The organism is Methylomonas fluvii, from assembly GCF_014850975.1.
Taxonomy (GTDB): Bacteria; Pseudomonadota; Gammaproteobacteria; order Methylococcales; family Methylomonadaceae; genus Methylomonas; species Methylomonas fluvii.
Genome location: NZ_JACXST010000002.1, coordinates 1,511,228 through 1,535,045, shown reverse-complemented (window position 1 = coordinate 1,535,045; position 23,818 = coordinate 1,511,228). Strand labels below are relative to the sequence as shown.

Genomic DNA, 23,818 nt, shown 5'->3' with positions numbered 1-23,818 from the left:
TTCTGGACAATATCGGATAACATTTAAAGGGGATAAGCTCTTGAAAGATTTAATGAATTTCTTAAAACGTCAAGGTCGGACAGATGATTTTGACAATATCCGGATTGGATTGGCCTCGCCGGACATGATTCGTTCATGGTCTTATGGTGAAGTGAAAAAGCCTGAGACAATCAATTACCGTACCTTTAAACCAGAACGTGATGGCCTGTTTTGCGCCAAGATTTTTGGACCCATCAGCGATTACGAGTGCTTGTGCGGTAAATACAAGCGTCTAAAACATCGCGGCGTCATCTGCGAAAAATGCGGCGTCGAAGTTACCCTGTCTAAGGTACGCAGGGAGCGAATGGGCCATATCGATTTGGCCAGCCCGGTGGCGCATATTTGGTTTCTGAAATCACTGCCGTCTCGTATTGCCTTACTTTTGGATATGACATTGCGTTCCATTGAGCGGGTGTTGTATTTCGAAACATTCGTCGTAATCGATCCGGGTATGTCGCCGCTGGAGAAAGGCCAACTATTAACCGACGAAGAATATTTGAACGCCGTTGAGGAACATGGCGACGATTTCGTTGCGAAAATGGGCGCGGAAGCGATCTATGATTTGCTCAAATCAATTGATTTAAAAGAAGAAATCAACACGCTACGTGAAGAAATCAACGCGACGAATTCAGATACAAAAATTAAAAAATATTCGAAACGTCTGAAGGTTATCGATTCTTTGCTGGCTTCTAACAATCGTCCGGAATGGATGATTATGACGGTGTTGCCAGTGCTGCCGCCCGAGTTGCGCCCACTGGTGCCGCTGGATGGCGGACGTTTCGCAACCTCCGATTTGAATGATTTGTATCGTCGGGTGATCAACCGAAACAATCGTTTGACACGCCTGTTGGATCTGAACGCGCCTGACATTATCGTTCGCAACGAAAAACGCATGCTACAAGAGGCTGTCGATGCCTTATTGGATAACGGTCGCCGAGGTCGTGCTATCACCGGTAGCAACAGACGTCCTTTGAAGTCTTTGGCTGATATGATCAAAGGTAAGCAAGGTCGTTTCCGGCAAAACTTGTTGGGCAAGCGCGTCGATTATTCCGGACGTTCGGTCATCGTGGTGGGGCCGACATTAAGACTCCATCAATGCGGTTTGCCGAAAAAAATGGCTTTGGAATTGTTCAAGCCTTTCATATTCAGCAAATTGCAGCTGCGCGGCTTAGCGACGACGATCAAAGCTGCCAAAAAAATGGTAGAGCGCGAGGGCGCAGAAGTATGGGATATTCTTGAAGAAGTAATTCGCGAGCATCCTGTATTACTAAACCGTGCTCCAACGTTGCATAGATTAGGTATTCAAGCATTTGAGCCGATTTTGATCGAAGGCAAAGCTATTCAGTTGCATCCCTTGGTCTGTAGCGCATTCAACGCCGACTTCGACGGAGACCAAATGGCCGTGCATATTCCGTTGTCAATCGAGGCGCAATTGGAAGCGCGTACCTTAATGATGGCGACGAACAATATTTTGTCACCTGCTAACGGTGAGCCAGTGATCAACCCGTCTCAGGACGTGGTATTGGGCTTGTATTACATTACGCGCGAAAAGGTCAACGCGGTAGGCGAGGGTAGCGTATTCGGTGATTTGTCAGAGGTAATGCTCGCTCTGGACGCTAAGGCTATTGAATTGCAAAGTAAAATTGAAGTACGCGTCACCGAGAAATTGAAAACTCCGGAAGGCGACTTCGAAACTATCGTCAGCAGAAAGAAAACTACGGTAGGACGCTCAATAGTTTGGGGTATTGTGCCAGACGGTATGCCTTACGAATTGGTCAACGTCGACATGACCAAGAAGAATATTTCCCGGCTGATCAACTATAGCTACCGCTATCTCGGTATCAAAGAAACCGTGATGTTGGCAGATAAGATCATGTACCTGGGATTTAAATACGCGACGCGTTCCGGGGTGTCTTTCGGTATCGAAGACATGGAAATTCCCGTCAAGAAAGCCGACATCATTCGTTCTGCCGACGCCGAGGTTAATGAAATTCAAAACCAGTACGCCTCCGGTTTGGTTACGGACGGCGAGCGTTACAATAAGGTCGTTGATATTTGGTCTCGCGCCAATGATCAGGTCGCGAAAGTAATGATGGAAGGTTTGGGTGAAGACGAAGTTGTCAACTCAAAAGGCGAGAATGTAAAGCAAAAATCGTTTAACTCTATCTTTATGATGGCCGAGTCCGGTGCGCGGGGTTCTGCTGCGCAGATTCGCCAGTTGGCGGGTATGCGTGGTTTGATGGCAAAGCCTGATGGCTCCATTATCGAGACCCCAATTACTGCGAACTTCCGTGAAGGTTTGGACGTATTGCAATACTTTATTTCAACCCACGGTGCTCGCAAAGGTTTGGCTGATACCGCGCTGAAAACCGCTAACTCGGGTTATTTGACTCGGCGTTTGGTTGACGTCGCACAGGATTTGGTGATTGCTGAATCTGATTGTGGTACGCAAAACGGTCTGACCATGATGCCGATTATTGAAGGCGGAGACGTTGTTGAGCCTTTGGCTGACCGCGTATTGGGACGAGTCGCAGCGATAGATGTAACTGATCCAGCTGGCAATAACATTCTGATTCCTGCCGGCACCATGATCGACGAAAATCTGGTCGCGGTTCTGGAAGATAACGGCGTCGACAAGATGTTGGTACGCTCCGTGATTACTTGCGAATCGCGTCAAGGTGTTTGTGCCAAATGTTACGGTCGTGATTTAGGGCGGGGGCATTTGGTGAACATCGGCGAAGCTGTGGGGGTTGTAGCAGCACAGTCGATTGGTGAGCCGGGGACTCAGCTGACGATGCGGACCTTTCATATCGGTGGTGCTGCCTCGCGGTCTGCTGCGGTTAGTAACTTGCAAGTTAAATCCAGCGGTACTGCGAAACTCAATAACTTGAAAACCGTCAAGAACAGAGAAAGCAATCTTGTTGCCGTATCTCGGTCTGGTGAGGTTGGGGTTATGGATGATTACGGTCGCGAGCGGGAGCGTTATAAAATACCTTACGGTGCGGTGTTGTCGGTGGGTGATGGAAGCCCGGTCAGCGCTGGCGATATTATCGTGAACTGGGACCCGCATACTCATCCCGTTATCACCGAAGTAGACGGTTTTATTCAGCTGATTGATTTTATGGACGGGATCACTGTTCAAGAGCAATCAGATGACGTCACTGGCTTAACCTCGCGAGTGGTGACGGATCCTAAGCAAAGAAGCTCAGCGGGTAAAGAGTTGCGGCCTATGGTTCGTCTTCTCGATGAGCAAGGCGGACAAATAAATTTGCCGGGAACTGATATTCCTGCCCAATACTTCTTACCAGCGGGCGCTATCGTCGGTGTTAAAGACGGCGGGGAAGTAAAGGTTGGTGACGTTTTAGCGAGAATTCCGCAAGAGTCCAGTAAAACAAGGGATATCACCGGTGGTTTGCCAAGGGTTGCTGACTTATTTGAGGCGCGTAAAACCAAGGATCCAGCGATTTTGGCGGAGGCAACCGGTATGGTCTCCTTCGGTAAAGAAACAAAGGGTAAGCAGCGCGTCATCATCACGGATTCGGAAGGCGAGCAATACGAGACCCTGATTCCAAAGTGGCGGCATATCACCGTGTTCGAGGGTGAGTTTGTTGATAAAGGCGAAACCATCGCAGAAGGTGAGTTGACGCCGCATGATATTTTAAGGCTGCGTGGTATCGAAGAATTGGCCGACTACCTGGTAAAAGAAATTCAAGATGTATATCGTCTGCAAGGTGTAAAAATCAACGACAAGCATATTGAGGCAATCATCCGCCAAATGCTCAGAAAAGTTGAGATTACCGCCTCTGGAGACACCGATTTCGTCAAAGGAGAGCAGGTCGAACGTACCATGATTAACGCAGTGAACGACCAAGTTGAAAGAGAAGGTAAGATTCCGGCCAGCTACGATTCTTTGCTGCTCGGTATCACGAAAGCATCGTTGGCTACCGAGTCATTTATTTCGGCGGCGTCGTTCCAAGAGACGACTCGTGTATTGACAGATGCTGCGGTGAGAGGTATCAGCGATAGCTTGAATGGCTTAAAGGAGAACGTCATTGTTGGACGTCTCATTCCAGCTGGTACTGGTTTGGCTTACCATGAGCAACGACGTAAGAGAAGAGCTGCGGACTCTGGTTCCGGTTCAGAAGCATCTACCCAGGCCATTGAAGCAGTTGACGTGGAGGAAGCGTTGAAACAAGCTTTGAATGTAGAGTAGAGATTCTTAAAAACGCTTGACCTAGTTCTATTGTAAAGGTATTATGCTCTGCTCACATCAGCCAATAGGTTTGGGCGGAGCTATATTAATCTGTGATCGCACAGATTTCTTTATTGCTTATTAAACATTGCATATTCGGAGTAGTTAAGAATGGCCACGATCAATCAATTGGTCCGTAAGCCTCGTGCTAAAAAGATAGAAAAAACTAATGTTCCGGCGTTGGAGGCTTGTCCGCAAAGGCGTGGGGTTTGTACCAGGGTCTACACCACGACGCCGAAAAAGCCGAACTCGGCTTTGCGTAAGGTTGCAAGGGTAAGGCTGACCAACGGAGCGGAAGTAAGTAGCTATATCGGTGGTGAGGGGCACAACCTTCAGGAGCACTCTGTGGTGCTGATTCGGGGTGGGCGTGTGAAGGATTTGCCGGGTGTTCGCTATCACGTGGTTCGGGGAAGTCTCGATACTTCTGGTGTTAAGGATAGAAAATGTGGTCGCTCCAAATATGGCGCGAAAAGACCTAAGAAATAAAGGTTGATAACAGATGTCAAGAAGAAGAGTTGCTGCAAAAAGAGTCATTAATCCGGATCCGCGTTTTGGTAGCGATATGCTGTCAAAATTCATGAACATGATCATGGAGGATGGCAAAAAATCTGTCGCTGAGAAAATTGTTTACGGCGCATTGGATGTTATCGAAGGTAAAGGTCATAAAGAATCTTTAGATTTGGTTGCAAAAGCATTGGAAAACGTACAGCCACGAGTTGAGGTTAAGTCTCGCCGGGTTGGTGGTGCTACTTATCAAGTGCCTGTCGAGGTGCGTCCTGCTAGAAGATTGGCTCTATCGATGCGTTGGCTAATTGATGCGGCGCGTAAGCGTAATGAAAGAACTATGGCTGCTAAGTTGGCTGGCGAGTTGTTAGACGCGTCTGAAGGTCGGGGTGCGGCTGCAAAGAAACGCGAAGATACGCATAGAATGGCTGAAGCAAATAAAGCCTTTGCTCATTATCGCTGGTAGTAAAGTTAAGCAGGATTGTTGTTGTGGCTCGTAAGACGCCTATAGAGCGTTATCGTAATATAGGCATCATGGCTCACATAGATGCTGGGAAAACAACTACAACCGAACGGATATTGTTTTACACCGGGGTTTCGCACAAGATGGGCGAGGTTCATGACGGTGCTGCTACCATGGATTGGATGGAGCAAGAGCAGGAGAGAGGGATAACAATCACTTCTGCTGCGACGACTTGCTTTTGGTTAGGAATGGAAAAGCAATACCCAGAGCATCGAATCAATATTATAGATACGCCTGGGCATGTCGATTTCACTATAGAAGTAGAGCGGTCGTTGCGTGTCTTGGATGGTGCGTGTGCTGTTTTTTGTGCTGTGGGTGGGGTAGAGCCTCAGTCGGAAACGGTCTGGCGTCAGGCAAACAAATACCATGTGCCAAGATTGGCTTTTGTCAACAAGATGGATCGTTCTGGCGCAAACTTTTTGCGTGTCGTTGAGCAAATTAAATCACGACTTGGTAGTGATGTAATTCCTATGCAGTTGCCAATTGGGGCGGAAGAAAGCTTTAAAGGTGTTGTGGATTTGCTGAAAATGAAGGCAATCTACTGGGAAGACGCCAATATGGGTGTGAGTTTTGCGGAAACGGAAATTCCCGCAGAAATGGAAAAGTCCGCTGCAGAGTGGCGCGAGCGAATGATAGAAGCAGCTGCGGATGCATCCGAAGAATTAATGGATAAATATCTTGAAAAAGGTGTTTTGACAAACCAAGAAATAAAGCAGGGTATAAGGGCGCGGGTTCTGCAGAATAAGTTGGTCCCGGCTTATTGCGGTTCGGCCTTTAAGAACAAAGGTGTGCAGTGTGTTCTTGATGGTGTGATTGATTTTTTGCCATCCCCTCTCGATATAAAGTCGGTAGAAGGTTTGTCGGATACTGGCATTGTTTCGACTCGAGGTGCTTCTGATGATGAGGCCTTCTCCGCGTTAGCGTTTAAAATAGCCACTGATCCATTTGTCGGAACCTTGACATTTTTTAGGGTGTACTCCGGTTTGGTAAAGTCCGGAGATGCGGTTTTAAATGCCGGTAAGGGTAAGAAAGAAAGAATTGGACGCATTGTTCAGCTGCATGCCAATAGTCGCGTCGAAATCAATGAGGTGAGGGCTGGTGAGATAGCTGCTCTGATTGGGCTGAAAGACGTTACCACGGGTGATACGCTTTGTGATATTGAAAGGCCAATTCTGCTTGAAAAAATGGAATTCCCTGAGCCAGTAATTGCTGTGGCTGTTGAGCCTAGGACAAAGGCTGATCAAGATAAAATGGGGGCGGCGCTAGCTAAACTTGCCCAGGAGGATCCCTCCTTTAGAGTGGGTAGTGACCCAGAGTCCGGTCAGACAATAATTTCAGGAATGGGCGAATTGCATCTTGAAATTATCGTGGACCGGATGAAAAGAGAGTTTAATGTTGCTGTAAATGTGGGTGCGCCCCAGGTTGCTTACAGGGAAACAATCAAGCGTGCCGTGGAATGCGAAGGGAAATTTATCAGGCAATCTGGCGGCAAGGGTCAATACGGACATGTATGGCTCAGATTAGAGCCAAAAGAGTCGGGCACTGGTTATGAGTTTGTGAGTGAAGTGGTTGGTGGTGCTATTCCAAAGGAATATATTCCAGCCATCGATAAAGGTGTGCAAGAGCAAATGGAAAACGGCGTTTTAGCGGGATTTCCAGTTGTGGATGTAAAGGTTAGTTTATTCGATGGTTCATATCATGATGTCGATTCGAATGAAATGGCTTTCAAGATAGCAGGATCTATGTGCTTCAGGGATGGGGCTAAGACTGCAAATCCTGCGTTGCTTGAACCTATTATGAAAGTCGAGGTGGTAACCCCCGAAGATTATATGGGTGAGGTAGTGGGTGACATTAATCGGCGAAGAGGCGTCATTCATGGAATGGAAGATGTTCCTGCCGGGAAGGTAATAGAGTGCGAAGTCCCTCTTGCTGAAATGTTCGGTTATGCCACAGATCTTAGGTCGGCGACTCAGGGCAGAGCAACGTACAGTATGCAGTTTGAAAGATATAACGAAGCACCTGCAAATATTGCGGAAGCGATTATTAGAAAAGTATCTTAAATTTTTTACATATCAGGTATTGAATCATGGCTAAAGAAAAATTTGAAAGAAAGAAACCGCACGTAAACGTAGGCACTATTGGTCACGTTGACCATGGTAAAACCACATTGACAGCGGCATTAACAAAAGTCATGGCAGAGCTGCAGGGCGGCGAAGTGAAGGCTTTTGATCAAATCGACAATGCCCCGGAAGAGCGTGCTCGCGGTATCACCATTTCTACCTCGCATGTAGAGTATGAGTCGGCCAATCGCCATTATGCCCACGTTGACTGCCCGGGTCACGCTGACTACGTTAAAAACATGATTACCGGTGCTGCCCAAATGGATGGCGCGATTCTGGTTTGCTCGGCTGCGGATGGCCCTATGCCGCAAACACGTGAGCACATTCTGTTGTCACGCCAAGTCGGCGTGCCTTATATCGTCGTGTTTTTGAACAAAGCCGATATGGTTGATGACGCTGAGTTGATTGAGCTGGTTGAAATGGAAATTCGCGAGCTGCTGAACCAATATGAATTTCCTGGTGATGATACTCCGATTATCGTCGGTTCTGCGTTGAAAGCTTTAGAAGGCGAGCAAAGCGAAATTGGTGTACAATCCGTTGTTCGCTTGGTTGAGGCGTTGGATAGTTACATTCCTGAGCCAGAGCGTGCGATCGACGGCAAATTCTTGATGCCTATCGAAGACGTGTTCTCAATTTCAGGTCGTGGCACCGTAGTAACCGGTCGTGTTGAGCGGGGCATCATCAAAGTAGGCGAAGCAGTTGAAATCGTCGGCATCAAAGATACCGTTCAAACTACCTGCACAGGTGTGGAAATGTTCCGCAAACTGCTGGATCAAGGTCAAGCGGGAGATAACGTCGGTGTCCTGCTGCGTGGTACCAAAAGAGAAGATGTTGAACGTGGTCAAGTGTTGGCGCATGTTAACTCCATCAAGCCGCACGCTCACTTTAAAGCGGAGATTTACGTGTTGTCCAAAGAAGAGGGTGGTCGTCATACCCCGTTCTTCAACGGCTACCGCCCACAGTTCTACTTCAGAACGACCGACGTAACGGGTGCGGTTGATTTGCCAGAAGGTGTGGAAATGGTGATGCCTGGCGATAACATCGCCGTTACCGTAAAACTTATCTCACCGATTGCGATGGAAGACGGCTTACGTTTTGCAATTCGCGAAGGTGGTCGCACCGTGGGTGCGGGTGTTGTTGCTTCTATTGTCGAGTAATCAAGATGGCCAATCAAACTATCAGAATCCAATTAAAAGCGTTTGATCATAAATTGATTGATCAGTCAGCGGGTGAGATAGTAGAAACAGCGAAGAGAACCGGTGCCCAAGTAAAGGGGCCTATTCCTTTGCCTACTAGAAAAGAACGTTTTACTGTGTTGATTTCGCCGCATGTTAATAAAGATGCTCGTGATCAATATGAACTGAGAACTTACAAAAGGTTGCTTGATATCGTTGAGCCAACCGATAAGACTGTTGACGCCTTGATGAAGTTGGATCTGGCGGCTGGGGTCGATGTTCAAATTAAGCTTAAATAGCAGCAAGTAATAATTTAGAGGGATTGGCAGATGTCAATAGGTCTTATTGGTCGTAAATGTGGTATGACCAGAATATTTTGCGAAGATGGCTCTTCGGTACCTGTTACCGTACTTCATATTGACTCAAACAGGGTCATACAGGTAAAGAGCGTTGAAACTGATGGTTATCGCGCTATTCAGGTAGCGGCGGGTGATGTGAAGTCTTCAAAAGTCAACAAAGCAATGGCTGGGCATTACGCATCTGCCAATGTGACCGCTGGGCGTGGTTTGTGGGAGTTTAGGCTAAGCGATAGCGAGGCAGCTGAGTTTTCTGCAGGATCAGAGTTAAAAGTTAGTGTGTTTGAAGCTGGGCAGGTCGTCGATGTGTCCGGTACTAGCATTGGTAAAGGTTTTGCCGGTACAGTAAAACGCCATAATTTCAGAACGCAAGATGCAACGCACGGTAACTCTCGCTCTCATCGGGTTCCTGGTTCCAGCGGTATGAACCAAACTCCGGGCCGCGTATTCAAAGGTAAGAAAATGTGCGGGCACATGGGGGCGGTCAAAACTACAGTACAGAATTTGACTATCCATGCTGTAGATGCTGAGCGGAATCTGATTTTAGTCAGAGGCGCTGTGCCTGGTGCCAAGGGTGGTGATGTAGTTATCACGCCAGCAGTAAAAATGTTAAATAAAGGTTAATTTATGACTTTGCAAATACCTGCAATCAATAATCAAGATTCTGCACAGGCACTCGATGTCTCCGAGTTGGTATTCGGACAGGATTTTAACGAAACGCTGGTGCATCAGCTGGTAACCAAATATCTTTCAGCAGCAAGAGCAGGTACTAAAGGCCAAAAGAATCGTGCTGCGGTAAGTGGTGGTGGGGCTAAGCCGTTCCGCCAAAAAGGTACTGGTCGAGCGCGTGCCGGAACAACCAGAAGCCCGGTATGGCGCACGGGTGGTGTCACATTCGCAGCTCAACCAAGATCTTTTGATCAGAAGCTGAACAAAAAAATGTATAAAGTTGGTATTAGATCTATTTTTTCTGAGTTGTTGAGACAGGGTAGATTGGCAGTATGTAACGACATAACGCCGGCAACGCCAAAAACAAAGGACTTTTTGAGTAAGATAAAGGGTATCGATGCGAAAAGGTTGTTAGTGGTTGCGGACGATTTAAATGAGAATTTAATTCTGGCGGCGAGAAATATTCCTTATATAGCGGTAGTGACTCCAAGTAGCGTCGATCCAGTTTCTTTGGTTTCCGCTGATAAAGTAATTGCTACAGCAACAGCGCTGAAACAGATTGAGGAGCGTTTGGCATGAGTATTGAGCAAATTAAATTAGCAAGTGTTTTGTATGCGCCAATTGTGTCCGAGAAAAGTTCCAACGCTGCTGACCAAAGCAATCAGTTTGTATTCAAAGTAAAAAAGTCTGCGACAAAATTGCAGATTAAAAATGCAGTTGAATTGATGTTTGGTGTTGAAGTAGCTGCCGTTCGTGTTCTGAATGTTAAAGGAAAAATAAAGCGATTCGGACGTACATTGGGTAAGCGATCTGACTGGAAAAAAGCTTATGTTAAGCTTAGCCCTGGTCATAACATTGAATTAGCGACAGCATAATACTTTAAGGCAAATAAGGAGCGGTAGAAGAGCATGGCTATTCTAAAATCAAAACCGACATCTCCGGGTTCTCGGTTTGTAGTGCGTGTACAAAATAATGATTTGCATAAGGGTAAGCCATTTGCACAACTACTAGACAAAAAGAGCAATACCGGCGGTCGTAACAACCTGGGTAGAATAACAACTCGCCATATTGGCGGTGGGCACAAAAAATTCTATCGGATAGTGGACTTTAAGCGCGATAAGACTGATATTCCCGCGTTGGTGGAGCGCATTGAATATGATCCGAATCGGACGGCGAATATAGCGTTGATTCTATTTAAAGATGGTGAGCGAAAATACATAATCGCCCCCAAAGGAATCGAAATTGGTCAGGAGATACTGAGCGCAGAAACAACCCCGGTTAAGCCTGGGAATTGTATGCCTCTGCGAAACATGCCTTTGGGTACCACAATTCATTGTATCGAGCTGAAGCCCGGAAAAGGCGCCCAGATTGCTAGAAGCGCGGGAACCTCGGTTCAATTGGTTGCTAAAGATGGTGCGTACGTAACCATTCGCCTCAGGTCTGGCGAGATGAGAAAGGTGCCGTCAGATTGCAAAGGTGTAGTTGGCGAAGTCTCCAACTCTGAGCACAATCTTATATCGTTAGGTAAGGCTGGTGCCAAAAGGTGGCGCGGGGTTAGGCCTACTGTTAGGGGCGTAGCGATGAACCCTGTAGATCACCCTCATGGTGGTGGTGAGGGCAGAACCTCGGGTGGTAGACACCCAGTGTCTCCTTGGGGAACGCCGACAAAAGGCTATAAAACTCGAAAAAACAAACGTACTGACAACATGATTGTCAGACGCCGTAAGCAAAAATAAGAGGTATTTGACGTGCCACGTTCAATTAAAAAAGGTCCATTTATAGATCATCACTTGCTTAAGAAAGTAGAAGAAGCAGTGAGGGCGAATAATAGGAAACCGATTAAAACCTGGTCTAGAAGGTCAATGATCAGCCCTGATATGCTGGGATTGACTATTGCCGTGCATAATGGCAAGCAGCATGTGCCAGTGCTGATTTCAGAAAATATGGTCGGGCATAAGCTGGGTGAGTTCTCGCCTACAAGGACTTACAAAGGCCATATAGCAGACAAGAAATCAAGATAAGGAGTGAATGTGGAAGTTTCGGCTAAATTAAGTAACGCTCCTCTTTCTGCGCAAAAAGCACGGCTTGTAGGGGATCAAATACGCGGGTTACCTGTTGAAAAAGCATTGAATTTGCTGAGTTTCAGCTCTAAGAAAGCTGCTGCGATAATCAAAAAAGTTCTAGAGTCGGCAATAGCTAACGCGGAACATAACGAAAGTGCTGATGTTGATGAATTAAGGGTTTCGACCGTATTCGTTAACGAAGGCAGAACGTTAAAGAGAGTTAGCGCAAGGGCAAAAGGGCGTGCGAATCACATCCTAAAAAGAACTTGTCATATAACAATTAAAGTAGCAGAGAAATAGAGGTAGCAAATGGGACAAAAGGTACATCCCACTGGGATTCGTCTCGGGATAGTAAAAGATTGGACTTCGAGATGGTATGCAAATAGCCAGAATTACCCTGTGTTTCTCTTGCAGGATCTGAAGGTTAGAGAATACATCAAACAAAAGTTAGCTCACGCATCTGTCAGCAGGGTACAAATAAATCGTCCTGCTAATAATGCCAATATTACTGTGCACACTGCCCGTCCTGGGATTGTGATAGGTAAAAAAGGTGAAGATATAGATGTGTTGAGGCAGAGTATATCTGCGATGATGGGGGTTCCCGTCCAATTAAATGTCGAAGAGATTCGTAAGCCAGAACTCGACGCGTATTTGGTGGCCGAAAGCATAGCTCAGCAGCTTGAAAAAAGGATCATGTACCGCCGTGCAATGAAGCGGGCTGTTACCAATACCATGCGTTTAGGTGCTGAGGGTATAAAGATCACCGTAGCAGGTAGATTGAACGGAGCTGAGATCGCTAGAACGGAATGGTATCGCGAGGGCCGTGTGCCGCTTCATACTTTGAGAGCGGATATTGATTACGGAACTGCTGAAGCCAAAACCACTTACGGAATTATCGGTATAAAGGTTTGGATATTTAAGGGTGAGGTGTTTGATATGGATGCTCATGCAGCGTCATTAAACGCCGACTCAAAAAAATAGTTGAAGGAGTATATAAGAGATGCTTCAGCCAAAAAGAACAAAATTTCGCAAACAACATACCGGTAGAAATAACGGTACTGCGTTGCGCGGTTCGTCAGTAAGCTTCGGCGAGTATGGTTTAAAGTCAATTAGCCGTGGTAGAATGACTGCCCGCCAAATTGAGGCAGCCAGAAGGGCTATTAGTCGTCACGTAAAGCGTGGTGGGAAAATCTGGATCAGAATTTTTCCGGATAAGCCTATTACTAAAAAACCATTAGAAGTTCGTATGGGTAAAGGTAAAGGTAGTGTAGAATACTGGGTTGCTCAGATCAAACCCGGCACAATGCTGTTTGAAATTGAGGGTGTTTCTGAGGAATTAGCAAGAGAAGCCTTTGAATTGGCCGCTGCTAAGCTGCCTGTGAAAACTACATTCTCTGCACGGACAATAATGTAATGAAAGCGAAAGATTTAAGAAGCAAAACAAAAGAAGAGTTGAATTCCAGTCTTTTGGAGTTGTCTCGCGAGCAATTCAATTTGAGAATGCAAAAGGGAACTGGGCAGCTTAGCAAGCCTAGTCAAGTTAAGCAGGTGAGGCGAGATATTGCTCGCATTAATACTATTCTAAGTGAAATGGTAAGAGTATAGATATGAGCGAAAATCTAGATACTGTACGTAGGGTAACTGGTCGGGTAGTTAGCAATAAAATGGATAAGACTGCTTCTGTTTTGGTTGAGCGCCTGGTAAAGCACCCTGTATACGGAAAGTATATAAAGCGATCTACCAAGCTTCTCGTTCACGACGAAAACAATATATGCCAAGAGGGGGACGTGGTCTCTATTGCCTCGTGTCGTCCTATTTCCAAGAATAAGGCGTTCAAACTGTTGGAAGTCTTAGAAGCTGCCAATAGATAATCAATAATTTTAGTTGGGATTTTAAAAATGATTCAGATGCAAACTAGCCTTGACGTCGCCGATAACAGTGGCGCAAAAAAGGTCATGTGTATCAAGGTCCTTGGAGGTTCGCACCGCCGCTACGCTGGCATCGGTGACATCATCAAGGTAAGCGTAAAAGACGCTATGCCGCGTACTAGGGTGAAAAAAGGCGACGTATATAATGCTTTGGTCGTGAGGACTCGTAAAGGTGTTCGTCGAGCTGATGGTTCTGTTATACGCTTTGACGGCAATGCCGCGGTAATTTTAAATAACCAACTACAACCAATTGGTACTCGTATCTTTGGGCCGGTTACTCGTGAATTAAGAGGCGATAAATTCATGAAGATTATCTCTCTAGCGCCAGAAGTATTGTAGAGGTCCAAAGATGCAAAAGATTAAACAAGGCGATGAAGTCATCGTAATAGTGGGAAAAGATAAAGGCAAGCTAGGGAAGGTTAGTAAAGTACTTGAAGACCATAAGCTATTAGTCGAAGGTATTAACTTAGTAAAGAAGCACCAAAGAGGTAATCCGAATCTGGGTGTTTCTGGTGGTATTGTTGATAAAAACATGCCAATTGACATTTCGAATGTTGCTTTATTTAATCCAAAAACGAAAAAAGGCGACAGAGTGGGTTTTAGAATTCTAGATGATGGAAAAAAAGTCAGATATTTTAAATCTACTAACGAAAACGTTGGTCTCTAAGGTAATAACGCTATGGCTAGACTACAAAGTAAATATAAATCCGAAATTGTTCCTGCAATGCAGCAGCAGTTTGGCTACAAAACAATAATGCAAGTGCCGAAGCTCACAAAAATAACACTGAATATGGGTGTTGGTGGGGCTATTGCAGATAAAAAAGTTCTGCAATCTGCTGTTTCTGATATGGAAAAAATATCAGGGCAAAAAGCAGTGATTACCTTGGCTAGAAAGTCAATCGCCGGATTTAAGATTCGCGACGACATGCCTATTGGTTGCAAAGTTACATTGCGCGCAGATAAAATGTATGAATTTCTGGATAGATTAATTACAATCTCTATACCTAGAATACGCGATTTTAGAGGCATGAGTTCTAAGAGCTTCGACGGTCGTGGTAACTATTCAATGGGAATTAAAGAGCAAATTATTTTCCCTGAAATAGATTACGACAAGATCGATGCGCTCCGTGGTATGGATATTTGTATCACAACAACTGCCAAAACAGATGAAGAAGGTTTGGCACTGTTGAAATTATTCAATTTTCCATTTAAAAGCTAGGGCGTATCGACATGGCAAAAAAATCAATGATTGCGCGCGAAGTAAAGCGTGAGGGCCTGATAAAAAAATATCAGGCAAAAAGAAACGAATTAAAGGAAATAATTAGATCTCCAAATGCGTCATTTGAAGACAAAGAGATCGCTCAAATTCAACTTCAAAAACTACCCAGAGACTCCAGTCAGTCTAGGTTGCGCAACAGATGCAATCTGACCGGGCGTCCGCATGGATACTACAGAAAATTTGGTCTTAGCAGAAATAAATTAAGGGAAGCCACCATGCGTGGTGATGTGCCCGGTTTATCAAAGGCTAGCTGGTAGTTCTGTTTAAGTTTTGGAGAATTGAAAAATGAGTATGACAGATCCAATAGCGGATATGCTAACCAGAATTAGAAATGGTCAATCTGCTGGCAAAAAAAGTGTAAAAATCCCTTCATCTAAGTTAAAGCTGGCTATAGCAAAGGTTTTGAAAGAAGAGGGATATATTGCCGATTTTAAAACTGAGGTTACCGGTTGCCATACAGAAATGACCGTTGAGTTGAAGTATTACAACGGGGTTCCTGTAATTGAGAGCGTTAAGCGAGTTAGCCGTCCAGGTCTTAGAATATACAAGTCTAAAGACGAGTTGCCCAAAGTGCTAGGTGGTTTAGGCATAGCTATAGTTTCAACCTCTAATGGTGTGATGACTGATCGCGCTGCGCGTGCTATAGGGCACGGCGGCGAAGTCATTTGCACTGTCTGCTAATTTAAGAGGTATATCATGTCTAGAGTAGCTAATGCGCCTATAACTTTGCCATCAGGCGTAGATGTAAAAGTTGACGGCAAGCAAATGATAGTTAACGGTAAACTGGGTCAACTTGCGTTTGATCTTTGTGATGCTGTTGATCTTGAAATCGAATCTAACGTAATCAGAGTCAAATGGGACGATAGTGTAAAAGGTGCTAAGGCCCATGCTGGTACTGCCAGAGCGTCAATTAACAATATGGTGAAAGGAGTCTCTGAGGGCTTCGTCAAAAAGATGTTGTTGGTTGGGGTTGGCTATAGAGCGCAGGTTAAAGATAATCTTTTAACCCTGTCCTTGGGGTATTCAAATCCTGTCGAATATTTAATTCCCGACGGTGTAACCGTTGAAGCGCCAACGCAAACAGAGTTGCATGTGAAGAGCAATGATAAGCAGAAAGTCGGCCAGGTCGCATCTGAGATCAGGGCTTTTCGTCCGCCCGAGCCTTACAAAGGGAAGGGTGTGAGAATAGCTGATGAATACGTGGCTAGAAAAGAAGCCAAAAAGAAATAGGTGAAGTGATGGATAAGAAGTCTTCAAGATTAAAAAGAGCGTTAAGACTACGCTGCAAAATCAAAAAGTTAAATGTAAATAGACTTACCATACATAGAACTTCCCAGCATATTTATGCACAGGTTCTTAGTGCTGATGGCACTGCTACTCTCGCGGCGGCGTCTACATTGCAAGCTGACGTAAAGGCGGGGCTCGGTAATACCAGTAATATTAAGGCCGCTACCGAGGTGGGGCGTATTGTTGCTGAAAGAGCGATTGCGGCTGGTGTAACTGAGGTCGCGTTTGATCGCTCTGGTTTTAAATATCATGGCCGCGTAAAGGCATTAGCCGACGCCGCACGTGAAGCTGGCTTGAAGTTTTAGGGGAATAGCATGGCAACAGCACCATCTCAAGGTAGTACAGACGGATTACAGGAAAAATTAGTTTCGGTAAGACGTGTAGCAAAGGTAGTTAAAGGCGGTCGGGTTTTTGGTTTCGCTGCGCTTACAGTCGTTGGTGATGGCGACGGACGTGTCGGTTACGGCGTGTCTAAAGCGAGGGAAGTGCCGGTAGCGATTCAGAAATCGCTTGAGCAAGCAAGAAAGAATATGCGCAAAGTGGCATTGAAAGAAGGCACGTTGCAATACTCAATTATGTCCAATACCGGTGCGGCCAAGGTTTACATGCAGCCGGCTTCAGAAGGTACTGGTATCATCGCCGGCGGTGCTATGCGTGCCGTATTCGAGGTTGTCGGTGTTCATAATGTGCTGGCTAAATGCATCGGCACGAGTAACCCTATCAATGTTGTGCGTGCCACAATTAACGGTTTGACCGCAATGCATGATGCTAAGAAAATCGCAGCAAAACGCGGTTTATCTGTTGATCAAATAACAGGGTAAAACGATATGAGTGGCAAAAAATTAAGCGTAATGATGACTAAAAGTAAAAATGGTCGCTTAAAGAGTCATCAGCAGTGTTTAAAAGGACTGGGTCTAAGCAGAATCCGGCAGGTCGTGGAAGTTATCGATACGCCTGAGAACCGCGGGATGATCAATAAAATCGCATATATGCTAAAGGTTGAGGAAGTTTAATGTATCTGAACACAATACAATCTGCATGCGGCGCCAGAAAAAAGGCGAAGCGCGTCGGGCGGGGTATAGGATCTACTGATGGTAAAACCTGCGGCAGAGGCCATAAGGGTCAAAAGGCCAGATCTGGAGGTTTCCATAAGGTCGGTTTTGAGGGTGGTCAGATGCCTTTGCAACGCAGGCTTCCCAAAGTCGGTTTTACTTCCAGAACTAAAAAATTTACCGCAGAGGTTCGTTTGGCTGAAATTGATGCGCTTCAGTCTGACGTTGTAGATATTCAATTATTGATTAGCGAAAACATCATCCCGGTATTTTCCAAAAAAGTTAAGGTAGTGAATACTGGATCTGTTACTCGGTCTTTGGTTTTAAAAGGGCTTGGTGTAACGGCTGGTGCAAAATTAACTATTGAAGCTGCTGGTGGCAAAGTCGAGGCTTAAGTGAGTGCTAAAGGAGTTGATGTTTCTGCAGGCACATTTCGGTTTGGTGAGCTCAAGTCAAGATTGTTGTTTGTTTTAGGCGCTTTTGTCGTATACAGAATTGGTGCGCATATTCCTGTTCCAGGGATAGATCCAAAGGCGTTATCGATAATGTTTGAACAGCAGTCTGGCTCGATCTTAAACATGTTTAACATGTTTTCGGGTGGGGCGTTGATGCGTTTGAGTCTTTTTGCGCTGGGCATAATGCCCTATATTTCGGCTTCTATCATTATGCAGCTTATGACTATCGTCATTCCTGCTATGGAGCAGCTGAAAAAAGAAGGTGAATCCGGGCGTAGAAAGATTTCTCAGTACACTCGTTACGGCACCGTTGTGTTGGCGATGTTCCAATCTATCGGTATTTCAGTAGCCTTGCAAAACCAAACAGCTGGTGGCCTAGCTGTTGTTATCCAGCCTGGCGTGAGTTTTGTGCTTATAACCACCATAACTTTGGTCACTGGCACAATTTTCTTAATGTGGCTCGGCGAGCAGGTTACAGAGAGGGGTATTGGTAACGGTATATCACTGATTATCTTCGCAGGTATCGTGTCGGGTTTGCCTTCCGCAATCGGTGGAACACTCGAGCTTGCTCGTACTGGTGAAATGAATGGTGCGTTTATTGTTGTGTTGTTTGCCTTGTCGATAGTTGTAACGGGTATTGTCGTTTTTGTTGAAAGAGGGCAAAGGCGGATAACCATTAATTATCCAAAAAGGCAGCAAGGTAATAAGGTCTATTCGGGGCAGAGTTCGTTTTTGCCGCTTAAGTTAAATATGGCAGGCGTCATTCCACCTATTTTTGCATCGAGTATTATATTGTTTCCTGCGACAATTGCGGGGTGGTTCGGGAATGTTGACGGCTTTTCTTGGCTCCAGGATATTTCGTCGGTGCTTTCTCCCGGTCAGCCTGTGTATGTTTTATGTTATGCGTTGGCTATCGTGTTCTTTTGTTTCTTTTATACTGCTCTGGTATTTAATTCAAAAGAAACCGCAGAAAACCTCAAGAAATCAGGCGCCTATTTGCCCGGGATTAGGCCGGGTGCTCACACTACCAGTTACATCGATAAGGTTATGACGCGGCTCACTTTGATAGGCGCGGTTTACATCACATTGATATGTTTGTTGCCTGAGTTTCTGATCGTCTATTGGAATGTGCCGTTTTCTTTTGGCGGCACCTCTTTGCTCATTATTGTAGTTGTTGTGATGGACTTTATTTCACAAATGCAGACGCATTTGATGTCACAGCAATACGAAGGCTTGATGAAAAAAGCCAATTTGAAAAAATCTTAAAATTTCCAGGAGTTTGCCGTGAAAGTACGAGCTTCAATAAAAGCCATATGCAAAAGTTGTAAAGTAATTAAAAGAAACGGTGTTGTGCGAGTTATCTGCAAAGATGGCAGGCACAAACAGCGTCAAGGCTAACTTGTTTTTGTGATTTATTTTGCAGGGTGATATAATCCCCTGTTTAACCTTATAGTACTGTTTTTGGAGTATTTGAATGGCTCGTATTGCCGGTATAAACGTGGCTGACCATAAGCATGCGGAGATAGCGTTGACTGCTATCTATGGAATTGGCAGGCAAACTGCTAGAAATATCTGCGATGAAGTTGGGGTTCAGCCAACCGTCAAGATTCGAGACCTTTCTGAGGATCAAGTTGAATCTATACGTAAGGTTATTTCTGCGATGACTGTTGAAGGTGATCTTCGCAGAGAAGTTTCGATGAATATAAAAAGATTAATGGATCTAGGTTGTTATCGTGGTATCAGGCATCGCCGTGGCTTGCCATTGAGAGGACAAAGAACCAGAACAAATGCTCGGACTCGCAAAGGGCCGCGCAAGTCAGTTACTAAATAAATACATCTAGATAGGCATTTTTGATGGCAACCCAGAATCGAGTTAAAAAGCGTATTAAGAAAGAAGTAGCGGACGGTATTGTTCACGTCCACGCTTCCTTTAACAATACAATCGTTACTATTACAGACAGAAAAGGTAACGCGTTATCTTGGGCTACATCTGGTGGATCCGGTTTTCGTGGCTCACGCAAAAGCACGCCTTTCGCAGCTCAAGTAGCCGCTGAGAAAGCTGGAGCGGTAGCTCAGGAATACGGCATGAAAAATCTGGATGTTATGATAAAGGGGCCAGGCCCTGGCAGGGAATCTGCTGTTCGCTCTTTGAACAGTATGGGGTTCAAAATTTCAAATATCGTGGACGTTACTCCCATACCTCATAATGGTTGTCGTCCACCCAAAAAACGTCGTGTTTAGGATAGTGGAGTAAATTTAATGGCAAGATATCTTGGTCCTGCTTGCAAGCTGAGTCGTAGGGAAGGTACTGATTTATTTTTGAAAAGCAGAGGCAAATCTCTGGAAAGCAAATGTAAATTAGAACAAAGACCTGGTCAACATGGTGCTAAGCGTACAAGGAATTCTGATTATGCTATGCAGCTCCGCGCCAAACAGCGCTTGCGTCGCATATACGGGGTGTTGGAAAAACAATTCCGGAACTATTACAAAGCCGCTGACCTACAAAAAGGCGCTACTGGTCAGAATTTGCTCGATTTTTTAGAGTCTCGCTTGGATAACGTCGTTTATCGGATGGGCTATGCTGCTACTCGTGCGGAAGCTAGGCAGTTGGTATCTCACAAAGCCATTTTGGTCAATGATAGGTTAATTAATATACCCTCATACCAAGTTGCTGCCGGCGACGTAATTAAGGTTAGAGAAAAAGCTAAGAGCCAACAACGTATTAAAGACTCGCTGGTTGTTACCGAACAGTACGGTTTTCCAGTTTGGGTTGAAGTGAATTCGAAAGAGATGAGTGGAACATTCAAGTCTGTGCCTGATCGCGTGGATTTAGGCTCTGACATCAACGAGCAGCTGGTTGTTGAGCTTTATTCTAAGTAATAAAATAAGTCCAGGATTTAAATTATGCAGAGTTCTATTGTTGGCCTACTGAAGCCTAGACTTGTCGAGGTGATTAACGAATCGGCCAACCACTCGAGAATCGTTATCGAGCCTCTGGAACGCGGCTTTGGGCATTCTTTAGGCAATGCTTTAAGGCGGGTCATGCTGTCGTCAATTCCAGGTTGCGCAGTTACAGAAATCTCTATCGAGGGTGTGTTGCATGAATTCACTACGATAGAAGGTGTTCAAGAGGATGTTATTGACATCATTCTTAACCTTAAAAAATTAGCTGTCGTTGTCCATTCAAAGGATGAAGTAACCCTCACCCTGTCCAAATCAGGTGTTGGTGTAGTAAGTGCTCGGGATATTGATCTACCTCACAATGTAGAGTTAGTAAATCCCGATCTGGTAATTGCAAACATCAATAATCAGGATTGTTCGCTCAATATCAAGATTAAGGTGGAGCGTGGTAGGGGCTACGTTCCTGCTAGTCTGAGGAAGGAAATGAATGATGATGCGCCTGTAGGCGTGTTAATGGTCGATGCGGCGTTCAGCCCGATCATAAAGGTCGCTTACCACGTAGAAAGCACCCGTGTCGAGCAGCGCACTAATCTGGATAGGCTCGTTATCGAACTGGAGACAAATGGTACAGTTGATCCTGAACAGGCAATCAAGTTGGCCGCTTCGATTCTTCATGACCAGTTATCCGTGTTCGTTGATTTTGAAAAAGTTAACGAACAAATACATGAAGAGGTGGCAATTGAAGAGGAGTCCTTCGACCCGGTGTTGTTGCGTCCTGTAGATGATTTGGAGTTGACGGTTCGTTCTGCCAACTGCCTAAAGGCAGAAAACATTTTCTATATCGGTGATCTGATTCAGCGGACTGAAGTAGAGTTGCTGAGAACACCGAATTTAGGTAAGAAGTCGTTAACGGAAATTAAAGATATTCTTGCAATTAAAGGTCTGTCATTGGGTATGCGGTTGGAAAACTGGCCACCTGAAAATCTGGCTGATCAATCGCAAGCTGGAATTTGAATATAAGGCATTTGAAAAATGAGACACCGTAAATCTGGAAGACAGTTAAATAAAAATAGTAGCCACAGAAAAGCGCTATTTAGCAACATGGCTTGCTCTTTGTTTAGACACGAGTTAATCAAGACTACGTTACCAAAAGCAAAAGAGTTACGCGTGATCGCTGAGCCTTTGATTACATTATCTAAAGTCGATTCTGTTGCGAAACGTCGCCAGGCGTTCTCTAAGTTGCGTGATAGAGATGTTGTAACGAAATTATTTAACGAGCTTGGTCCAAGATACCAATCCAGAAACGGTGGGTATTTAAGGATTATTAAGTGCGGATTTCGATCTGGTGATGACGCGCCTATGGCTTACGTTGAGTTAGTAGATAGGCCGGAGCCCATACAAACTGAAGAATAGGTGCCAGTAGGTATTTAAATCTTGAGTTCTTAGGCGGCAGAGTGGCTAGATAGCTTCTCTGCCGTTTTTTTTGTGCCATTCATTTTTACTTTAAATTCCTAGGGTATATTTCTTGTTCTGGTTATTGGGTTTGTTTTTGTTTTTGAAATCTCACCTGTTTCGCTGTGCGAGGTTTCTGACATTACCCTTGTTAATATGCGCCAACTTTCCAGTTTTTGTTGGAATGGCATTGTTGCATGTGCGGGGCTTGTAGAAGGTAACCGGTGGTAAATAAGCTCTGTTGTGAATATATAAGGTTGAACATGCTTTTGAAAGGTTTTTTCCGCAGTTAATCCGTTAAAAAATAAATGCGTAATATTTGGGTGGGTTAGGAAAAAGCCTGGAAAATCATTCGTAACAATACTGTTTTTGTCTATTTTCGTATCGAGACTGCTATTGTGTCGATGGCATGACTTGACGACATCCCATAGTGCGATGCGCGCTAATTTTATTGCTTCTATTCTCGCTGAGTATGAGCTACTTGGTTCAAGTTTCAGAAGCTCGGTTATGATTGGCCAAAAATGATTACGTGGATGGGCGTAATATTGATTAGCTTCCAGTGATGCTTTTCCAGGAATGCTGCCAAGAATCAAAACGGTCGCATCCGGTGAAGACTCCGCTGAGAAGCTGGTTATTCGGTTCATTCAGCCTGAATTTGATCGGGATTCATTGGGTGTTTTGCAAACTCGCTAACACTAGTTTTGTAAAATGCCCAATACGTCTAATACTCGGCAGCAATATGCGTGCTCATTGTCATGCATCAAAGATAGGCCGATTTGGTGGCCTTGGCTGACAGTGAGATGATGCATCAATAATATGGAAGAATATTGGGTTTCCATATAATCGATGCTAGCCTTTTGATGGCCCCACGCACCATAGTCACAATGAATAATTCCTGCTAATTGTTTGTTGGCGTAATCCTCAAACAGTTCTACGCATTCTTCTAGTGACGTTTTCCGTGAAAGAGTGGCTGTTAAATCAATGACTGAGACAATCGCTGTTGGCACTCTGTAGGACATGGCTTCCAGTTTGCCTTCGAGTCTCGGTAATACCAATGTAGTGGATTTACCTACGTTCGTGCTGGTTGGGATAATGGAAGACGCACACCCGCGGCCAAGTTGGGATGACGCGTGATAACCATCCAATACACGTTGATCTGAAAGTTGCGGATGGATAGTGATGGCTCGGGCGTAATTGATGCCAATGTGTTTATCCAGTACATGACAGATAGGAACCAGTGCATTACCCGTGCAAGTACTGGCCGAGATGACGTCATGGCGTAATGGATCGTATGCCGAATGATTTACTCCGAACACCACACTAATATCGCAACCGCTAACATTCCAAGTGCAAAGGATTTTTTTAGCGACTTCCTGTGTAATCAATGAGCGGAAATCATGGATCGTGGCGGTGCCCGTGGCGTCAAATAATACATCGAGATCAAATTGGCGCAATACACCGAAGCTGTCGTCATCCGGCGAGCTACGGCGCCGATCTACCTTCTGATAGCGAACTCTTTTGTCGTCTATGATTAAATCGTCGCCATCGCAATCTACATTAAACGGAGGGCGGCCATAGGTGCTGTCGTTTGCTAATAGGTAAGCAACGTGATCGATAGCCATTACGTCACAGACTACGCGTATATCGAATCTGCCGCCTTTTTCTTGCGCGAAATTTCCCCTTAGTACCCCGCGACCAATTCTGCCTAAACCGACGATCCCAATTTTAAGGCTCATTGTTGAAAATCTCCGCTTTGATAATCC

General features: G+C 45.1%; 35 protein-coding genes. 33 read left to right on the top strand and 2 right to left on the bottom strand.

Going from position 1 to position 23,818, the window contains the following annotated elements:
• The first annotated feature begins 40 nt into the window (after window positions 1–40).
• The 33 genes from rpoC to rplQ all read left to right on the top strand — a co-directional run bounded on the left by rpoC (window position 41) and on the right by rplQ (window position 22,016).
• A complete protein-coding gene (gene rpoC, locus EBB_RS16550) occupies window positions 41–4,252 on the top strand; it encodes a DNA-directed RNA polymerase subunit beta' (protein ID WP_306790013.1) in 4,212 nt (1,403 codons plus the stop codon).
• Between the two features lie 150 nt (window positions 4,253–4,402).
• Window positions 4,403–4,777, top strand: a complete 375-nt coding sequence (gene rpsL, locus EBB_RS16545) for a 30S ribosomal protein S12 (protein WP_013820393.1) — start codon at window positions 4,403–4,405, stop codon at window positions 4,775–4,777.
• Between the two features lie 13 nt (window positions 4,778–4,790).
• On the top strand, window positions 4,791–5,261 hold the full coding sequence (rpsG, locus tag EBB_RS16540; protein WP_020484799.1) for a 30S ribosomal protein S7: 471 nt from the start codon (window positions 4,791–4,793) through the stop codon (window positions 5,259–5,261).
• Between the two features lie 23 nt (window positions 5,262–5,284).
• Window positions 5,285–7,378: an elongation factor G gene (gene fusA / locus EBB_RS16535; RefSeq protein ID WP_192394823.1), complete on the top strand. Its 2,094-nt coding sequence runs from the start codon at window positions 5,285–5,287 to the stop codon at window positions 7,376–7,378.
• A gap of 26 nt (window positions 7,379–7,404) precedes the next feature.
• Complete coding sequence (gene tuf, locus EBB_RS16530; protein WP_192394822.1) at window positions 7,405–8,595, top strand: elongation factor Tu; 1,191 nt, start codon at window positions 7,405–7,407, stop codon at window positions 8,593–8,595.
• A 5-nt stretch (window positions 8,596–8,600) separates the two neighbouring features.
• Entirely contained in the window at window positions 8,601–8,912 is a 312-nt protein-coding gene (gene rpsJ, locus EBB_RS16525) for a 30S ribosomal protein S10 (protein WP_020484801.1), read from the top strand.
• Between the two features lie 30 nt (window positions 8,913–8,942).
• Complete coding sequence (gene rplC, locus EBB_RS16520) at window positions 8,943–9,593, top strand: 50S ribosomal protein L3 (protein ID WP_192394821.1); 651 nt, start codon at window positions 8,943–8,945, stop codon at window positions 9,591–9,593.
• Window positions 9,594–9,596: 3 nt separating this feature from the next.
• Window positions 9,597–10,217 carry a 50S ribosomal protein L4 gene (gene rplD, locus EBB_RS16515; RefSeq protein ID WP_192394820.1) on the top strand — a complete coding sequence of 207 codons (621 nt, stop codon included), beginning with the start codon at window positions 9,597–9,599 and terminating at the stop codon, window positions 10,215–10,217.
• 2 nt (window positions 10,218–10,219) lie between these two features.
• Window positions 10,220–10,513, top strand: a complete 294-nt coding sequence (rplW, locus tag EBB_RS16510) for a 50S ribosomal protein L23 (RefSeq protein WP_192395055.1) — start codon at window positions 10,220–10,222, stop codon at window positions 10,511–10,513.
• A 33-nt stretch (window positions 10,514–10,546) separates the two neighbouring features.
• Window positions 10,547–11,374: a 50S ribosomal protein L2 gene (rplB, locus tag EBB_RS16505; protein ID WP_036277056.1), complete on the top strand. Its 828-nt coding sequence runs from the start codon at window positions 10,547–10,549 to the stop codon at window positions 11,372–11,374.
• Between the two features lie 12 nt (window positions 11,375–11,386).
• Entirely contained in the window at window positions 11,387–11,659 is a 273-nt protein-coding gene (rpsS, locus tag EBB_RS16500; protein WP_081607975.1) for a 30S ribosomal protein S19, read from the top strand.
• 9 nt (window positions 11,660–11,668) lie between these two features.
• On the top strand, window positions 11,669–12,001 hold the full coding sequence (rplV, locus tag EBB_RS16495; RefSeq protein WP_020484806.1) for a 50S ribosomal protein L22: 333 nt from the start codon (window positions 11,669–11,671) through the stop codon (window positions 11,999–12,001).
• 9 nt (window positions 12,002–12,010) lie between these two features.
• Window positions 12,011–12,682 carry a 30S ribosomal protein S3 gene (rpsC, locus tag EBB_RS16490; protein ID WP_033157219.1) on the top strand — a complete coding sequence of 224 codons (672 nt, stop codon included), beginning with the start codon at window positions 12,011–12,013 and terminating at the stop codon, window positions 12,680–12,682.
• 19 nt (window positions 12,683–12,701) lie between these two features.
• A complete protein-coding gene (rplP, locus tag EBB_RS16485; protein WP_026602118.1) occupies window positions 12,702–13,115 on the top strand; it encodes a 50S ribosomal protein L16 in 414 nt (137 codons plus the stop codon).
• Window positions 13,115–13,306, top strand: coding sequence for a 50S ribosomal protein L29 (rpmC, locus tag EBB_RS16480; RefSeq protein ID WP_192394819.1), 192 nt, complete (start codon window positions 13,115–13,117; stop codon window positions 13,304–13,306). Before rplP ends, rpmC begins: the two co-directional genes overlap by 1 nt.
• 2 nt (window positions 13,307–13,308) lie before the next feature.
• Window positions 13,309–13,572: a 30S ribosomal protein S17 gene (gene rpsQ, locus EBB_RS16475; RefSeq protein WP_192394818.1), complete on the top strand. Its 264-nt coding sequence runs from the start codon at window positions 13,309–13,311 to the stop codon at window positions 13,570–13,572.
• Between the two features lie 27 nt (window positions 13,573–13,599).
• Window positions 13,600–13,968 (top strand): 50S ribosomal protein L14, encoded by a 369-nt coding sequence (gene rplN / locus EBB_RS16470; protein ID WP_013820378.1) that lies wholly within the window; start codon window positions 13,600–13,602, stop codon window positions 13,966–13,968.
• 10 nt (window positions 13,969–13,978) lie between these two features.
• Entirely contained in the window at window positions 13,979–14,296 is a 318-nt protein-coding gene (gene rplX, locus EBB_RS16465; protein WP_192394817.1) for a 50S ribosomal protein L24, read from the top strand.
• Window positions 14,297–14,308: 12 nt separating this feature from the next.
• The gene (rplE, locus tag EBB_RS16460) at window positions 14,309–14,848 is read left to right on the top strand and encodes a 50S ribosomal protein L5 (protein WP_192394816.1); all 540 of its coding nucleotides are present in this window, start codon (window positions 14,309–14,311) and stop codon (window positions 14,846–14,848) included.
• Between the two features lie 11 nt (window positions 14,849–14,859).
• Window positions 14,860–15,165 (top strand): 30S ribosomal protein S14, encoded by a 306-nt coding sequence (gene rpsN, locus EBB_RS16455; protein WP_192394815.1) that lies wholly within the window; start codon window positions 14,860–14,862, stop codon window positions 15,163–15,165.
• 28 nt (window positions 15,166–15,193) lie between these two features.
• On the top strand, window positions 15,194–15,589 hold the full coding sequence (gene rpsH, locus EBB_RS16450) for a 30S ribosomal protein S8 (protein WP_192394814.1): 396 nt from the start codon (window positions 15,194–15,196) through the stop codon (window positions 15,587–15,589).
• Window positions 15,590–15,604: 15 nt separating this feature from the next.
• Entirely contained in the window at window positions 15,605–16,138 is a 534-nt protein-coding gene (gene rplF / locus EBB_RS16445; protein ID WP_192394813.1) for a 50S ribosomal protein L6, read from the top strand.
• An 8-nt stretch (window positions 16,139–16,146) separates the two neighbouring features.
• Complete coding sequence (gene rplR / locus EBB_RS16440) at window positions 16,147–16,500, top strand: 50S ribosomal protein L18 (protein WP_192394812.1); 354 nt, start codon at window positions 16,147–16,149, stop codon at window positions 16,498–16,500.
• Between the two features lie 9 nt (window positions 16,501–16,509).
• On the top strand, window positions 16,510–17,016 hold the full coding sequence (gene rpsE / locus EBB_RS16435) for a 30S ribosomal protein S5 (RefSeq protein WP_020484817.1): 507 nt from the start codon (window positions 16,510–16,512) through the stop codon (window positions 17,014–17,016).
• 6 nt (window positions 17,017–17,022) lie between these two features.
• Entirely contained in the window at window positions 17,023–17,208 is a 186-nt protein-coding gene (rpmD, locus tag EBB_RS16430) for a 50S ribosomal protein L30 (RefSeq protein ID WP_020484818.1), read from the top strand.
• Window positions 17,208–17,642: a 50S ribosomal protein L15 gene (rplO, locus tag EBB_RS16425; RefSeq protein WP_192394811.1), complete on the top strand. Its 435-nt coding sequence runs from the start codon at window positions 17,208–17,210 to the stop codon at window positions 17,640–17,642. Before rpmD ends, rplO begins: the two co-directional genes overlap by 1 nt.
• Window positions 17,643–18,968, top strand: coding sequence for a preprotein translocase subunit SecY (secY, locus tag EBB_RS16420; RefSeq protein ID WP_026602113.1), 1,326 nt, complete (start codon window positions 17,643–17,645; stop codon window positions 18,966–18,968).
• A gap of 18 nt (window positions 18,969–18,986) precedes the next feature.
• Complete coding sequence (gene rpmJ / locus EBB_RS16415; RefSeq protein ID WP_081607976.1) at window positions 18,987–19,100, top strand: 50S ribosomal protein L36; 114 nt, start codon at window positions 18,987–18,989, stop codon at window positions 19,098–19,100.
• A gap of 76 nt (window positions 19,101–19,176) precedes the next feature.
• Complete coding sequence (gene rpsM, locus EBB_RS16410; RefSeq protein ID WP_020484821.1) at window positions 19,177–19,533, top strand: 30S ribosomal protein S13; 357 nt, start codon at window positions 19,177–19,179, stop codon at window positions 19,531–19,533.
• Window positions 19,534–19,556: 23 nt separating this feature from the next.
• Window positions 19,557–19,943, top strand: a complete 387-nt coding sequence (rpsK, locus tag EBB_RS16405) for a 30S ribosomal protein S11 (RefSeq protein WP_020484822.1) — start codon at window positions 19,557–19,559, stop codon at window positions 19,941–19,943.
• An 18-nt stretch (window positions 19,944–19,961) separates the two neighbouring features.
• Window positions 19,962–20,582 carry a 30S ribosomal protein S4 gene (gene rpsD, locus EBB_RS16400; RefSeq protein WP_192394810.1) on the top strand — a complete coding sequence of 207 codons (621 nt, stop codon included), beginning with the start codon at window positions 19,962–19,964 and terminating at the stop codon, window positions 20,580–20,582.
• Window positions 20,583–20,606: 24 nt separating this feature from the next.
• Window positions 20,607–21,617, top strand: a complete 1,011-nt coding sequence (locus tag EBB_RS16395; RefSeq protein WP_192394809.1) for a DNA-directed RNA polymerase subunit alpha — start codon at window positions 20,607–20,609, stop codon at window positions 21,615–21,617.
• An 18-nt stretch (window positions 21,618–21,635) separates the two neighbouring features.
• Window positions 21,636–22,016 (top strand): 50S ribosomal protein L17, encoded by a 381-nt coding sequence (gene rplQ, locus EBB_RS16390; protein WP_192394808.1) that lies wholly within the window; start codon window positions 21,636–21,638, stop codon window positions 22,014–22,016.
• A gap of 98 nt (window positions 22,017–22,114) precedes the next feature.
• Here the strand turns inward: rplQ and EBB_RS16385 are convergent, their stop codons facing one another.
• On the bottom strand, window positions 22,115–22,699 hold the full coding sequence (locus EBB_RS16385; RefSeq protein WP_192394807.1) for a DNA-deoxyinosine glycosylase: 585 nt from the start codon (window positions 22,697–22,699) through the stop codon (window positions 22,115–22,117).
• 51 nt (window positions 22,700–22,750) lie between these two features.
• Window positions 22,751–23,791, bottom strand: a complete 1,041-nt coding sequence (locus EBB_RS16380; protein ID WP_192394806.1) for a type I glyceraldehyde-3-phosphate dehydrogenase — start codon at window positions 23,789–23,791, stop codon at window positions 22,751–22,753.
• Window positions 23,792–23,818: the final 27 nt, after the last annotated feature.

Excerpts from the sequence above, each read along its gene's own strand:
- rpsL (WP_013820393.1), top strand. The coding sequence starts at position 4,403 with ATGGCCACGATCAATCAATTGGTCCGTAAGCCTCGTGCTAAAAAGATA.
- rpsG (WP_020484799.1), top strand. The coding sequence starts at position 4,791 with ATGTCAAGAAGAAGAGTTGCTGCAAAAAGAGTCATTAATCCGGATCCG.
- tuf (WP_192394822.1), top strand. The coding sequence starts at position 7,405 with ATGGCTAAAGAAAAATTTGAAAGAAAGAAACCGCACGTAAACGTAGGC.
- rpsJ (WP_020484801.1), top strand. The coding sequence starts at position 8,601 with ATGGCCAATCAAACTATCAGAATCCAATTAAAAGCGTTTGATCATAAA.
- rplC (WP_192394821.1), top strand. The coding sequence starts at position 8,943 with ATGTCAATAGGTCTTATTGGTCGTAAATGTGGTATGACCAGAATATTT.
- rplD (WP_192394820.1), top strand. The coding sequence starts at position 9,597 with ATGACTTTGCAAATACCTGCAATCAATAATCAAGATTCTGCACAGGCA.
- rplB (WP_036277056.1), top strand. The coding sequence starts at position 10,547 with ATGGCTATTCTAAAATCAAAACCGACATCTCCGGGTTCTCGGTTTGTA.
- rpsC (WP_033157219.1), top strand. The coding sequence starts at position 12,011 with ATGGGACAAAAGGTACATCCCACTGGGATTCGTCTCGGGATAGTAAAA.
- rplP (WP_026602118.1), top strand. The coding sequence starts at position 12,702 with ATGCTTCAGCCAAAAAGAACAAAATTTCGCAAACAACATACCGGTAGA.
- rpmC (WP_192394819.1), top strand. The coding sequence starts at position 13,115 with ATGAAAGCGAAAGATTTAAGAAGCAAAACAAAAGAAGAGTTGAATTCC.
- rpsQ (WP_192394818.1), top strand. The coding sequence starts at position 13,309 with ATGAGCGAAAATCTAGATACTGTACGTAGGGTAACTGGTCGGGTAGTT.
- rplN (WP_013820378.1), top strand. The coding sequence starts at position 13,600 with ATGATTCAGATGCAAACTAGCCTTGACGTCGCCGATAACAGTGGCGCA.
- rplX (WP_192394817.1), top strand. The coding sequence starts at position 13,979 with ATGCAAAAGATTAAACAAGGCGATGAAGTCATCGTAATAGTGGGAAAA.
- rplE (WP_192394816.1), top strand. The coding sequence starts at position 14,309 with ATGGCTAGACTACAAAGTAAATATAAATCCGAAATTGTTCCTGCAATG.
- rpsN (WP_192394815.1), top strand. The coding sequence starts at position 14,860 with ATGGCAAAAAAATCAATGATTGCGCGCGAAGTAAAGCGTGAGGGCCTG.
- rpsH (WP_192394814.1), top strand. The coding sequence starts at position 15,194 with ATGAGTATGACAGATCCAATAGCGGATATGCTAACCAGAATTAGAAAT.
- rplF (WP_192394813.1), top strand. The coding sequence starts at position 15,605 with ATGTCTAGAGTAGCTAATGCGCCTATAACTTTGCCATCAGGCGTAGAT.
- rplR (WP_192394812.1), top strand. The coding sequence starts at position 16,147 with ATGGATAAGAAGTCTTCAAGATTAAAAAGAGCGTTAAGACTACGCTGC.
- rpsE (WP_020484817.1), top strand. The coding sequence starts at position 16,510 with ATGGCAACAGCACCATCTCAAGGTAGTACAGACGGATTACAGGAAAAA.
- rpmD (WP_020484818.1), top strand. The coding sequence starts at position 17,023 with ATGAGTGGCAAAAAATTAAGCGTAATGATGACTAAAAGTAAAAATGGT.
- rplO (WP_192394811.1), top strand. The coding sequence starts at position 17,208 with ATGTATCTGAACACAATACAATCTGCATGCGGCGCCAGAAAAAAGGCG.
- rpsM (WP_020484821.1), top strand. The coding sequence starts at position 19,177 with ATGGCTCGTATTGCCGGTATAAACGTGGCTGACCATAAGCATGCGGAG.
- rpsK (WP_020484822.1), top strand. The coding sequence starts at position 19,557 with ATGGCAACCCAGAATCGAGTTAAAAAGCGTATTAAGAAAGAAGTAGCG.
- rpsD (WP_192394810.1), top strand. The coding sequence starts at position 19,962 with ATGGCAAGATATCTTGGTCCTGCTTGCAAGCTGAGTCGTAGGGAAGGT.
- EBB_RS16395 (WP_192394809.1), top strand. The coding sequence starts at position 20,607 with ATGCAGAGTTCTATTGTTGGCCTACTGAAGCCTAGACTTGTCGAGGTG.
- rplQ (WP_192394808.1), top strand. The coding sequence starts at position 21,636 with ATGAGACACCGTAAATCTGGAAGACAGTTAAATAAAAATAGTAGCCAC.
- EBB_RS16385 (WP_192394807.1), bottom strand. The coding sequence starts at position 22,699 with ATGAACCGAATAACCAGCTTCTCAGCGGAGTCTTCACCGGATGCGACC.
- EBB_RS16380 (WP_192394806.1), bottom strand. The coding sequence starts at position 23,791 with ATGAGCCTTAAAATTGGGATCGTCGGTTTAGGCAGAATTGGTCGCGGG.